This is a genomic window from Agrobacterium sp. MCAB5 (assembly GCF_052114365.1).
GTDB lineage: Bacteria > Pseudomonadota > Alphaproteobacteria > Rhizobiales > Rhizobiaceae > Agrobacterium > Agrobacterium tumefaciens.
In genome coordinates, this window is sequence record NZ_JBFREP010000005.1 from 1 (window position 1) to 12139 (window position 12139).

The window sequence follows — 12139 nt, forward strand, 5'->3', positions numbered from 1 at the left end:
ACCCGCCCCCGCCCTCTCCTTGCAACCGGAGAGCCGGGTCGGCCGGGGGCTGATCGGAGGAGCAAGTGTCGCATGTCTAAATGGCCAGGACACGGAAACCGGACATTTCTACTTTGCAAATCGGCGGACATTCCAACTCCTCCGCCACATCGTATGTAGCCGCAAAGTTAAAGTGTCCTGTTTCTGCAAAGTTGGAATGTCACACTCCCCGGATCTGAATGATACCGGGGAGATTGCGGATGGGATTGATCACGATGAGCGAGCGCGATTTGCAGCGGATCGAGGTTTTGTCGAAAGTCGTTGATGGCCGCATGACCATCGTCGCAGCGGCGCATGTGCTGGCAATCAGCGCCCGGCATGTTCAGAGACTGATTGGTCGTATTGAGGCTACCGGCGCTGCCTCGATCAGACACAAGGCAATTGGTCGCCCGTCGAACAATAAAATCGCCACCGGCGTCCGCGATTACGTTTTGATTCTGGTGCGCGAACGCTACCTTGATTTCGGGCCAACGCTGGCGGCCGAGAAGCTTAAGGAAGAGCACGGCGTCACAGTCTCGCGTGAGACGCTGCGTAAGTGGATGCAGGATGCTGGCATATGGCTTTCGAGAAAACAGCGGCGGGCGTTTCATCAGCCGCGGTTGCGGCGCGAGGCTTATGGTGAACTGGTGCAGATCGACGGCTCCGAGCACCGCTGGTTTGAGGACCGTGGCCCTGCGTGCTCTCTGCTGGTCTTCGTCGACGATGCGACCGGAAAGCTGATGCAGCTGCGGTTTGTTCGATCGGAGAGCGCTTTTACCTATTTCGAGGCGCTTTCGCTTTACCTTGAAGAGCATGGCGCACCTATCGCCTTTTACTCCGACAAACATTCCGTTTTTCGTGTCGCCCGGAAAGACGCCAAGGGTGGGCAAGGCATGACGCAGTTTGGTCGCGCGCTATCGGAGCTGCACATCGAGATCCTTTGCGCCAATTCCAGCCAGGCCAAGGGACGCGTCGAGCGTATGAACAGGACATTGCAGGATCGGCTGGTCAAGGAATTGAGGCTTGCCAATATCAGTGACATGGAGACCGGCAATGCGTTTCTGCCAGCCTTCACCGAGCGATACAATGACCGCTTTGCGGTGACCCCTACCCGCCCCGACAACCTCCATCGGCCTGTCAATCTGGCGCCAAGCAGGCTGAATGACGTGCTTTGCAAACGCGAGCAAAGACACGTCGGCGCACAGCTTTCATTCTCCTATGAGCGCAAACGCATCATGCTTGAGGAGAACGACGTCACGCGCGGCCTGGTTGGAAAGTATGTCGAGACATTCGCTTACGTTGATGGTCGACTGGATATTCGATGGAAAGGTCACTCGTTGCCTTACAAGATCTTCGACAAGGACCAGCGCGTGACCCATGCGGCTGTGGTCGAGAACAAGCGTCTCGGCGAAGTACTGGCCTACATCAAAGAGCAGCAAGATCGAGACCACGCAGCTGCGCCAAAGACCAACAGTGAGAAGATCGGCTACAAGCCGAGAGGCCGCAAACCCGGTCCGCGCACGGATTTCATGAATGATCCGGACGTCATTGCGAGACGGCAAAAGGCTCTTGCTCAAATGGATGCGGCTGGGTGAAGGCCGCACCCACTTCTGCCGTGTAAACAACTGGCTTTTCAGTAAAAATGGACTTTCGACAGATCGACTTCATATGGATCTGTCTGGATTGGGCTTCCATCTTCCTTGTAAACTTCAAGCTCGGAGATTCTGCCGTTGGTTACGTGCAGCGCCAATCGCACAAGTCTGGCGATGCGAACGATACTTTTCTGGTTTGGAGCTTCATCGTCGTAAAAGCTCTCGATGGGTATATGGTCGTTTGGTCTAGGCGAAGGGGCGTCGTTGTCCTTCACGATCGCCAACGGCCCTTGACTGCGAAGCTTTAGGCTCCCGGTAGGGCTGATGCGCATCACTTCCACGGAGCTCATCTGCTCCAGGATTTCCGCTTTCCCTTGAAAGTCACCTCGCAGCAGATGCATTAGGAGCGCGCGTTCGCGATGGTCGATCTCTCTCCAGTTCTCAAGCCCATCTATCATGCCCTTCCCTCTCATCTGGCGAAGCCAAGGTGAATCTGATTGTAGCTTATGGCGCTGTCAACGGCTGACCATGACGCGACGAAAAGTGCTTTGGAGTGAGAAAGCTAAAGCCGAAGGGTGTGTTCCATCACCCGCCCCCTCCCTACCCTTGCAACCCGGCCCAGCCGGTCCGGTCGGGGGCTGATTGTTTGAGCCAGTGTCGCATTTCTAACTGGCTGGCAGAGCGACAGATGACATTTTAACTTTGCACGATTCGCGACATTTCAACCTTGCCGCCACATCGTATGTAGCGGCTATTTAGTAATGCGACAGTTGGGCCAGTTAGAGATGCGACAGTCTCGCCTCTCGATGTTCTGGTCAATGCCAACGTTGGGAGCAAGGATGACGACCTTCAACCTGGTCGAGACCATGTGCGGTCGGAGTCGTCATGTCCTGTTTGATCACCATGTCGCAGAAAGAATTGCATCGCCTCGAAGTTATTCAGAAGATCCGTGATCAGCGCCTGTGCGTTGTCCAGGCCGCTGAACTGCTTGGCCTCAGCCGAAGTCAGGTGCACAGGCTGCTGCAGGCCTATGACCACTCTGGTGCGGCCGGTCTGGTTTCGAAGAAGCGAGCGCGGCCAAGCAATCGGCGCCACAGCGAGGAGTTTCGCAATGCGGCGCTGGATCTGATCCGCGAACGCTATCTGGATTTCGGCCCGACGCTGGCGCGGGAGAAGCTGATCGAGTTGCACCGGATCTCTGTCGCCAAGGAGACGCTGCGGCAATGGATGACCGAGGCTGGCATCTGGGTCTCGCGTCGCGAACGCAAGAAGCGGGTTTTCCAACCACGCGGCCGGCGCGATTGCTTTGGCGAACTGGTGCAGATCGATGGCTCGCATCACTGGTGGTTAGAGAACCGCGGCCCCAAATGCGCCCTGCTCGTCTACATCGATGACGCCACAGGCAAGCTCTTGCATCTTCGCTTTGCCGGATCGGAGAACACGTTCGACTATCTGCGTGCGACGAAGGCTTATCTGCAGCAATGGGGCAAGCCGCTGGCTTTCTACAGCGACAAACATGGTGTCTTTCGATCGACGCATCCGTCGAAGAAGGACAGGGCAAGCGGTCTGACGCAGTTCGGCCGGGCGCTCTATGAGCTCAACATCGATATCATCTGCGCCAACACCCCGCAGGCCAAGGGTCGGGTGGAACGTGCCAACCAGACGCTGCAGGATCGGCTGGTCAAGGAGATGCGGCTTCGCGGCATCGATACGATTGAGGCTGCCAATGCCTATGCGCCGGAGTTCATGGCGGATTTCAACGCGCGTTTTGGCAAGCCGCCACGCAATCCGAAAGACATGCATCGTCCTCTGGCCGACCATGAGAACCTTGACGGCGCCATGTGCCGCAAGGAAGTGCGCACGCTGTCGCAGGCACTGACGTTGCGCTACGACAAGGTGTTATTTATCCTCGATCCAACAGAACAGGCCAATGCGCTGGCGGGAAAGAAGGTCGTCGTCTGCGACTATCCGGACGGTCGCCTCGATATCATGCACGAGAGCTTCACCCTACCCTACAGAACCTTTGATAAGTTGCGATCAGTGCACCGATCCGCAGTGGTCGAGAACAAGCGGCTGGACGACATGATGTTGATCGTGGCCGAGATGCAGGCCGGGCGGGAACAGCAGCGCAGCAAGAGCGGCCCTCGCCGCACCGGCCAGACGGATCATATGTTCGGCATTCGCGATGGCAGCCAGAGCAACGGTTATCAGAAGCGCGGCCGCAAGCCCGGCCGGCGGACGGACTTCATGAACGACCAGGAGGTGATTGCCAAAAGGCAGAAGGCGCTGGCGCGGATGGAAGCGGCGGAATGAACTGGCAACGTTGAATGCCAGCGGTCTATTGCAGACGTCAGCGGCGCATGCGAGTTTCGCGTTATGAAAGACGAACAACAAACTTCTTCCGATCATACACAAATCCACCTTGCTCCAGACGAAGCTCTGGTTCTTTTTGAGCTTCTTTCTCGTTGGTGCAAAGAGAGCAGCGCTCCCACGCCAAGCGCGTCCTGTTTCGAGAGCCCTGCCGAATGCGCTGTGCTGCACGGACTGCTTGCCGGTCTCGAAAAGCAGCTGGTTGCACCCTTCAGGGCGGACTACCTTGACTTTGTAAAAGAGGCCCGTCGCCGTTTGCAGTCATCGTGGGATTATCCTGCACTTAGGGTTTGATCTCATACCCGGAATGCCTGTTGATTGCCAAGGCAGATTATGCACCCTGCTGAGGAAGCTAAAGCCGAATAGGCATTCCCTCACCCGCCCCCGCTCCTCCCTTGCAACCCGGCCCAGCCGGTCGGATCGGGGGCTGACCGTCGGTGCCTGTATCGCGTTTCTAAACAGCTGGCGAAGTCGCGCCTCTAACCAGCTTTGACATCGTATGTAGCAGCCAGATGAAGCTTTCTATGGTCTTGAGCGCCTCACCTTCATCAGCGCCGCCTAGACACTCTGTACCTCGCTTGAGCACAATAACGAGCAAAGGATTTAGAGAAAGCACCTAGCCTTGAGTGGGCTTTGAACCCATGAAAGACATTGCTGACGAAATGCCCATGCATTGGCTGATGCGGCAAAGATTTTGATGATCTGTCGGAACTGATAGGGATTAAATAGTGGCCAGCGGTGTTCTCACGGGTACGACCACGTACTCATGAAGGAGCCTGCGCCGTGAAGCACCTCTACTCCATCACACTCGTTATTGCCACATTGGCCTGCACGCCTATATCTGCAAGCCCATTTTCGTCCGCCGCCGGACGTTACCGTATCGATCCCGCCTCGCACATCGGATTTTCGATTGCACAGGTTGCCGGTCCGGGCATCAACGGCACTATTCCCGATATATCCGGCCGCTTCGATATCGATCCGGACCAACCGTCCAAGTCCTATGTGGAAATCAGCTTGAACCCTTCCAGCGTGAAGACAGGCCAGGAACGGGTGGAAAATTTCCTGCGGTCCAGCGCGGTTTTCAACATCGCCGCCTATCCGCAGATCGTGTTTCGCTCCAACCGCGTTACGCAGGACGGGCCGCGCAGCGCGGTGGTTGAAGGTGTGCTCACGGCCCGAGGCGTCTCCAGAGCCGAGACGTTTCACGCAACATTCGTTGAGCAGCAAAAGGGTTCCGTCACCTTCCATGTCACCGGAAATATCCCCCGCCTGCCCTATGGCATGGGCGTTGGCGTGCCGCTCTATTCGAACACGGTTGCCTTCGACATAGATTTGAAGGGCGTCAGATAAAAACGAAGGAACGTCAAAAAAATCGGCGGGACGGGATTAATTGCCGCTGGCCGGTGTTCTGTCTTGTATCGGACATGGTGTCCGCACCGTTACCTCTCAAAGGACGATCTCATGCGTGAACATCATTTCATTCTGGCAGGCGCTCTCGCGCTCGCCTCCACTGCCGCGCTTGCCGAACCATACGCCGGTGGCGCGGTGGTTGAAACGGCGACGGCAAAGGGCACGATCCTGACTGACGCCAAGGGCATGACGCTTTATACGTTCGACAATGATGGCGATGGCTCGTCAGCCTGCTATGACGGCTGCACGAAGAAATGGCCGCCGCTTGCGGCTGCCAAAACCGACAAGGCGGATGGCGACTACAGACCACTCGCCCGCAGGGATGGCACGATGCAGTGGTCGCATGATGGAAAGCCGCTATATCATTGGCAGATGGACAAGAAGCCCGGCGATGTCACAGGTGATGGTGTTGGTGGCGTCTGGCACGTTGCCAAGGAATAGCACCGATGCCTGATTTTCTTGACGAGATCACAAGTTGCATACCGGCGCTTCGACGTTACGCGAATGCGCTCACGCACGACCGTGACACGGCTGACGATCTCGTTCAGGACTGCCTGGAAAGAGCCATCCGCAAAAAGGCGCTGTGGCGGCCGCAGGGGCCGTTACGTCCATGGTTGTACCGTGTGCTGGTCAACGTTTACCGCAACAATCTGCGAGGCAGAAACCGCCGGCCCTCGCAAATCCCGATTGATGATGTTGCCGAACAGATGTTTGTGCCGGCGCCGCAGACGGGCCGGATCGCGCTTGCCGAAATGGCCCGTGCCATCGAAAAACTGTCAGGCGAGCACCGTGAGGCCCTCCTCCTCGTCGTCGTCGAAGGTCTGAGTTATGCGGAAGCGGCAAAGGTCCTGGAAATTCCGTTGGGCACTTTGATGTCCCGTCTGGGGCGCGCCCGAACAGCCTTGGCCCGCATGACCCAGGAAGACCAGCCAAATCTCAAGGTGATAAAATGACTGGCAACGAGCCGCAGATAACCGAAGCCGATCTGATGTCCTATGTCGACGGGCAGCTCGAAGACCAGCGACGTGATGCCGTTCGCTCCCACCTCGCCTCCAATCCGGCCGATGCGCGCAAGGTCGAGATATGGCAGCGGCAGAATGCGACACTTACGGCTCTCTATCGCCCTGCTGATGTCGATGTTTTACCCGAGCGCCTCGATGTTTATCGGATGGAGCGGCGCTTGCGATCGGAGCGTGCAAATTGGCGCAATCTGGCAGCGGCTTCCGTTCTCGTTCTGGCAGTTGGACTGACAGGTGGCTGGTTCGGGCGCGGACTTGTGTCGGAGGTCGAGGCACCTGCCCATTCCATCGTGGCGGATGCGACGCAGGCGCACAAGTTGTTTGCAAGCGAGGTTCTGCACCCGGTCGAAGTTCGGGCTGATGCCGAGAACGGTTCGAGCCTGCCGAAATGGCTGTCAAAACGGCTCGACCGTAAACTGAACGTGCCGGACCTCACCCGCCATGGCTTGTCGCTTGTCGGCGGCCGGGTGCTGCCCAGTTCCGAAGGCGCCGCAGCTCAGCTGATGTACGAAGACAAAAGTGGGCAGCGTGTCACTCTTTACATCGTGGCCGCGGCTGAAACGAGCGATACCGCCATGCGGCGCTTCAATGTCGACGCGCTGGAAACAGTGTCCTGGGATGACGAAACAATCCGCTGTGCTCTGGTCGGCAGCCTGCCGTCCGACCGCATGGACGCTATTGCCAAAGACACCTATCAACAGCTGAGTTAGCAGATGCAATATCTCAAGGGTCATTCCGATAGAGCGACAAGCGGCGTAAGGAGATGGCGAAACACGCCCGCCTCCTTTAGTTTGGTGGCGATCGTTTTCCATTGGACAATCGCGCTCCTATTCCTCGCGCAGCTTGCGCTGGGATATCTCATGAGCCGCGACATCGATCCGGTGCTTCAGTTCAATCTTTTTCAGTATCACAAGTCGATTGGGTTTCTGGTTCTGGCCCTCGCCGCCCCCCGCTTCATCTGGTCGGTTTTCAGCAGGAAACCGCGGGCTCTGGATGGTGAAGGGATGGCTTCGAGGTTGGCCGCAAGGGCGGCTCACGCTGCACTGCTGTTCCTTACTCTTGCCGTTCCCCTTGCCGGTTGGGCCGTCGCGTCGACGTCTCCTCTGCAGATCCCCAGTTACGTCTTCGATCTTGTCGTCGTGCCGGGACTACCCATGGCGATCTCCGACCAAGCCGAGGCCTTCTGGACTAAGGTTCACGCCACTCTGGCCTATCTTGCCGCAGTTATCGTCGTTCTTCATGTGGCAGCAGCGCTGTGGCACCATTTCGTCTGCAAAGATCCAACGCTTCGGCGCATGATCCCTTTCAGGGCTGCTGACGATAACAGGAGCCGCACCGCCTCCCCTCGAAAATAGCTAATAAAGTGTTCTCTGGTAGTCCTTTTCCAGATCGTCATCCAATTTCCGCATCTCATCCTTGTTGCTGGGCGCCCCCGTCGTTTCGTCAAGGATGATTTTGATGAGCGACGGCATCTCGGAGCGATCCTGAAAATGATCCGGGCTCCACAAATGAGACCGCCGAAACGCCTTGGCGCAATGCATGAAAACCTCACTCACCCTGACGACAATCGCGAGTTTGGGCGCACGATCATTGATGCTCATGCTTCTCAGAAGTTCCGGGTCGGTTGCGAGCTTTGCCTGCCCGTTCACACGCAACGTGTCGTCAAATCCCGGTATGACAAACAACAGCCCGACGCTTGGATTGGCAATGATATTGGTCAACGTATCCAGACGATTGTTACCCGGCCGATCCGGTATCGCGAGTGTGCGTTCATCAAGAATCTTGACGAACCCCGCAGGGTCGCCGCGAGGGCTTACGTCAGCACTTCCCGCCAAATTCTGCGTTCCTATGCACAGGAACGGAGAGCGTCTGATAAATTCCCGCGCATGCTCGCCAATGGTGTCCTGACACTTCAATATCGCCAACGCGTGGGTCGCCTCGAACAATCCTCGAAGCGATGGCTCATCTGTTATTGCAAATTCCGGATCAAGTTCAAACGCCGTCATCATCCTCACCCTTGTGACGTTGCCCCGTTGTTCCCATCAGCTTCACCAGACGAAAACGCCTGGATATTGCTGACATATCGATTGTTCTTCTCTGTCCGCATTTGAGCTGCTTCTAAATCTGAGGTACGTACCTCAATATTAGCACTATCGCAGATTTCCATTTCAATCAAGCAGTAGAACCGGCTGCGATAGAGGCACAACAATCACCGAAGCGGCTGCGGGAGCCTTTGAGGGCGGGCAATCCTGTACAGACAGTGTAGTTGGTTCTTACCTAAGGCCCTCGCTATTCACCGACGTTCAACCGGTCAAGGCGGCCTTGAAGACGGCAAGCTGGTCGGCAAAGGCGCGTTGATAAGCCGGACGCGCCTCACCGCGAGCCACATAGGCTGAAAGGTTTGGATATTCGTCGAGGATGCCTGAGCTTTTTATCCTTTGCAGCACCGATATCATCAACAGATCTCCAGCGCTGAACGCACCGTCGAGCCAGTCGTCGTCACCGAGGCAGCGGGAGAGTTCGCCGAGCCGCTTGCTGATATTTTTATCGATTATCGCTAAGCGCTCTTCGTACCAGCTCTTGTCGCCCTCCAGAAACCGGGCAATCGAGCGGTCAACGATTGGCGGCTCCACTGTGTTGAGCGCGGCGAACATCCAGGTTATCGCCCGTGCCCGCGCATTCACATCCCGCGGCAACAGGCCGGCATTGCGCTCCGCGATGTGGAAAATGATCGCGCCGGATTCGAACAGTACGAGGTCGCCCTCCTCATAGGTCGGGATTTGTCCGAATGGCTGAAGTGCCAGATGCGCAGGTTCCCTCATCGCCTTGAAGGAGAGAAGGCGAACATCGTAGGACAGCCCCGCTTCCTCCAGCGCCCAGCGGACGCGCATGTCGCGGGCCAGACCCTTGCCGCCATCGGGCGAGCGTTCAAAAGCGGTAATCGTGATCGTCATTGCTGTTCCCCATCGCGTCTGTTTGGAGACTATTGGCTCATTGTGGTCGAGCATCAGCTTTTTGCACCGGCCGGAAAAGGCAGCGCGTCAGAATAGGCGTTTGCAAGAACGAAAACAATCCTTGTACGTTTCAATGACAGGTCATTAGCGTGCCGTTTGCCGTGGAAAGGGCTGGCCATTTCACGCAAAAACTCTAAGCTCCTGCGCCGGACGCGAATTGCCAAAACCTTCAGGATTTCAATTTAAATCATTAGGGAGAAACCATCAGATGAGCCTACGTATAAACGACATCGCACCCGATTTCACCGCCGAGACCACACACGGTCCGGTGAGCTTTCACGAATGGATCGGCGACGGCTGGGCGGTCCTGTTTTCGCATCCGAAGAATTTCACGCCGGTCTGCACCACGGAACTCGGCGCGATGGGCGGCCTGCAGCCGGAATTCGAAAAGCGCGGCGTCAAGATCATCGGCATTTCGGTCGATCCGGTCGAAAGCCATGAGAAATGGAAAAACGACATCCGCACCGCGACCGGCTTTAATGTCGATTATCCGCTGATCGGCGACAAGGACCTGAAAGTCGCGAAGCTCTATGACATGCTGCCGGCGGGCGCTGGCGACAGTTCCGAAGGCCGCACGCCGGCCGACAACGCCACCGTGCGCTCCGTCTTCGTTGTCGGTCCCGACAAGAAGATCAAGCTGGTCCTCACCTACCCGATGACCACCGGGCGCAACTTCGACGAAATTCTTCGCGCGATCGATTCCATCCAGCTGACTTCTAAACATCAGGTGGCGACACCGGCAAACTGGAAACAGGGCGAAGACGTCATTATCACCGCCGCCGTCTCCAACGAGGATGCGATTGCCCGTTTCGGCTCCTATGACACTGTTCTTCCATACCTGCGCAAGACGAAGCAGCCCGGCTGATTTGAAATCGATAAAGGGGCGATGGATCTCCATCGTCCCTGTTTGATCTTACTCGCGGCGCGGCTACGGCTTTATCACGCCGCCGTGGTAGTCGAGCCGGTACACCTCAACGCTGTCCCGATATATGCGCTCCACGCCAGTAAAAGTCCGAAATTCGCCCTCATTGGTATCGACATAGATCATGTCTTCGACCTCTTGGGTGAAGCCGCCGAGGAAGCGCCCTTCCCTGTATAGCGTGGAAAGCGATCGCTGGATCACCCTGCCCGCCACCGTGCCGTCGATTAGCTCAGGGCGGATGATGCGGCCGTAATAATTCATGGCCCAAAGTGGAATTCCCTGATGCCAGACGACCTCCTGACCGATGAAGTCGGTTCCGCCGAAATAGCTATCGATGTAGTTCCAGTCGCCACTTCGAAAGCCGAGGTCGTGTGAGCCGATTCGGGTGGGCGTCGAGGATTTGTTGCCGCCGCCCACATAAGTGGCGGACTTGGCCTGCACGATGAATTCTTCCACCATCGGGAATACCTCATATTAGGAACATAAAGTGAACATACTGGAGTTGCGTGAAGGTCGCAAGCGTATTCCTTACCCTGCCTGTCGCCATATTTTCACAGATGGCGGGCTTGGTAATCGCAGCGTTTGCCCTTAAAAGCGATGCATAAATGATCCTCGAAGAGTGCCCATGTCGCAGACCCCGCAAATCTATGTCGATGCCGACGCTTGCCCCGTGAAACCCGAGATTCTCAAGGTGGCGGAACGGCATGGGCTGGAGGTGACTTTCGTTGCCAATTCCGGTTTGCGCCCGTCGCGCGATCCGATGGTGAAAAACGTGATCGTATCGGCCGGTTTCGATGCGGCGGATGACTGGATTGCGGAGCGTGCGGGCGAGAACGATATCGTCATTACCGCCGATGTGCCGCTTGCCGGGCGTTGCGTTGCCAGGGGCGCGCTGGTGACGGGACCGACCGGCCGCGTTTTCGACCAAACCAACATCGGCATGGCAACTGCGATGCGCGACCTTGGCGCACACCTGCGCGAAACCGGTGAGAGCAAAGGATATAACGCGGCTTTCTCGCCGCGCGACCGGTCTGCTTTTCTGGAGACGCTTGACCGTTTCTGCCGCCGTGTCAAAAAATGACCGCGTAAACAGGAAGGCGCAGCCCATGACCCCGGCCAATCCGCAGAGCAACACCTATAGCCGCCATAAGCCTTTCTTCGTCGCTCTTTTTGTTGGCGCCTTCGGCCTTGGCTTGGCGCTGGCATTCGCACGGCCGCTCGCCATCGAAATTGCAGCCATTCTGTTTTTCCTGACCTATCTCGGGCTGGTGGCCTTTCGGCTTCCGAAATTAACGGCCCAGCACCTGAAAGCGCATGCCGATAGTGATGACCTGCCGGCAATGGCCATCATCGCCATTACGCTGATCGCTGCCACCGTCGCCGTCGTTTCACTTTTCCAGGCACTCAACCATTCCGGCGAAACCGTCTGGACGCTGCTGCTCGCCTTCGGCTCCGTGATTTTCGGGTGGCTGACAATCCACACCATGACCGCCTTGCACTACGCCCATCTTTACTGGCGTCCGGAAACCGTTGATGGCAAGCGCAAGCATCGCGGCGGCATGGATTTTCCGGCAACGAAGGAACCCTGCGGTTACGACTTCCTCTATTTCGCTGTTGTCATCGGCATGACGGCGCAGACCTCGGATGTTGCTGTAACCACGACACCGATGCGCAAGGTCACGCTCTTGCACTCCATCGTCTCCTTCTTCTTCAACACGGTTCTGGTAGCAGCGGCGGTCAATGCTGCGGTCGCGCTTGCGGGCTGAACCGGAAAAAACTCTTCATAAAGGAATG

General features: G+C 57.0%; 15 protein-coding genes. 11 read left to right on the forward strand and 4 right to left on the reverse strand.

Annotated elements, in window-relative coordinates; genetic code table 11:
* Positions 1-239 precede the first annotated feature (239 nt).
* Positions 240-1613 (forward strand): ISNCY family transposase, encoded by a 1374-nt coding sequence (locus tag AB4Z23_RS13170; protein WP_112949054.1) that lies wholly within the window; start codon positions 240-242, stop codon positions 1611-1613.
* 38 nt (positions 1614-1651) lie between these two features.
* On the opposite strand, the gene AB4Z23_RS13175 is transcribed toward AB4Z23_RS13170, so the two are convergent.
* Positions 1652-2068, reverse strand: a complete 417-nt coding sequence (locus tag AB4Z23_RS13175; RefSeq protein ID WP_065657925.1) for a hypothetical protein — start codon at positions 2066-2068, stop codon at positions 1652-1654.
* A gap of 427 nt (positions 2069-2495) precedes the next feature.
* Between AB4Z23_RS13175 and AB4Z23_RS13180 the strand changes: the two genes are divergently transcribed.
* The 7 genes from AB4Z23_RS13180 (at position 2496) to AB4Z23_RS13210 (ending at position 7764) form a co-directional block, all read left to right on the forward strand.
* Positions 2496-3923 carry an ISNCY family transposase gene (locus AB4Z23_RS13180; protein WP_141193723.1) on the forward strand — a complete coding sequence of 476 codons (1428 nt, stop codon included), beginning with the start codon at positions 2496-2498 and terminating at the stop codon, positions 3921-3923.
* Positions 3924-3986: 63 nt separating this feature from the next.
* Complete coding sequence (locus AB4Z23_RS13185) at positions 3987-4274, forward strand: hypothetical protein (protein ID WP_111796279.1); 288 nt, start codon at positions 3987-3989, stop codon at positions 4272-4274.
* A 489-nt stretch (positions 4275-4763) separates the two neighbouring features.
* Positions 4764-5330, forward strand: a complete 567-nt coding sequence (locus AB4Z23_RS13190) for a YceI family protein (protein ID WP_421414939.1) — start codon at positions 4764-4766, stop codon at positions 5328-5330.
* 111 nt (positions 5331-5441) lie between these two features.
* Positions 5442-5831 carry a COG4315 family predicted lipoprotein gene (locus AB4Z23_RS13195; RefSeq protein WP_421414937.1) on the forward strand — a complete coding sequence of 130 codons (390 nt, stop codon included), beginning with the start codon at positions 5442-5444 and terminating at the stop codon, positions 5829-5831.
* 5 nt (positions 5832-5836) lie between these two features.
* Positions 5837-6343 (forward strand): sigma-70 family RNA polymerase sigma factor, encoded by a 507-nt coding sequence (locus AB4Z23_RS13200; RefSeq protein WP_003512998.1) that lies wholly within the window; start codon positions 5837-5839, stop codon positions 6341-6343.
* Positions 6340-7119 carry an anti-sigma factor family protein gene (locus AB4Z23_RS13205; protein WP_421476328.1) on the forward strand — a complete coding sequence of 260 codons (780 nt, stop codon included), beginning with the start codon at positions 6340-6342 and terminating at the stop codon, positions 7117-7119. Before AB4Z23_RS13200 ends, AB4Z23_RS13205 begins: the two co-directional genes overlap by 4 nt.
* A gap of 3 nt (positions 7120-7122) precedes the next feature.
* Positions 7123-7764: a cytochrome b gene (locus AB4Z23_RS13210; protein ID WP_441360279.1), complete on the forward strand. Its 642-nt coding sequence runs from the start codon at positions 7123-7125 to the stop codon at positions 7762-7764.
* On the opposite strand, the gene AB4Z23_RS13215 is transcribed toward AB4Z23_RS13210, so the two are convergent.
* Complete coding sequence (locus AB4Z23_RS13215) at positions 7765-8415, reverse strand: pyridoxamine 5'-phosphate oxidase family protein (protein ID WP_013636066.1); 651 nt, start codon at positions 8413-8415, stop codon at positions 7765-7767. It abuts the gene before it with no gap.
* Between the two features lie 297 nt (positions 8416-8712).
* Positions 8713-9363, reverse strand: coding sequence for a glutathione S-transferase family protein (locus AB4Z23_RS13220; RefSeq protein ID WP_421476332.1), 651 nt, complete (start codon positions 9361-9363; stop codon positions 8713-8715).
* Positions 9364-9631: 268 nt separating this feature from the next.
* Here AB4Z23_RS13220 and AB4Z23_RS13225 point away from each other — a divergent pair, with 268 nt between their 5' ends.
* Positions 9632-10288, forward strand: coding sequence for a peroxiredoxin (locus AB4Z23_RS13225; protein ID WP_003512980.1), 657 nt, complete (start codon positions 9632-9634; stop codon positions 10286-10288).
* A gap of 63 nt (positions 10289-10351) precedes the next feature.
* Here the strand turns inward: AB4Z23_RS13225 and AB4Z23_RS13230 are convergent, their stop codons facing one another.
* Positions 10352-10804 (reverse strand): DUF5680 domain-containing protein, encoded by a 453-nt coding sequence (locus tag AB4Z23_RS13230; RefSeq protein ID WP_421476336.1) that lies wholly within the window; start codon positions 10802-10804, stop codon positions 10352-10354.
* A gap of 166 nt (positions 10805-10970) precedes the next feature.
* On the opposite strand from AB4Z23_RS13230, the gene AB4Z23_RS13235 reads away from it, so the two are divergent.
* The gene (locus AB4Z23_RS13235) at positions 10971-11426 is read left to right on the forward strand and encodes a YaiI/YqxD family protein (protein ID WP_003512976.1); all 456 of its coding nucleotides are present in this window, start codon (positions 10971-10973) and stop codon (positions 11424-11426) included.
* A gap of 25 nt (positions 11427-11451) precedes the next feature.
* Positions 11452-12111 (forward strand): DUF1345 domain-containing protein, encoded by a 660-nt coding sequence (locus tag AB4Z23_RS13240; RefSeq protein WP_013636061.1) that lies wholly within the window; start codon positions 11452-11454, stop codon positions 12109-12111.
* Positions 12112-12139 lie beyond the last annotated feature (28 nt).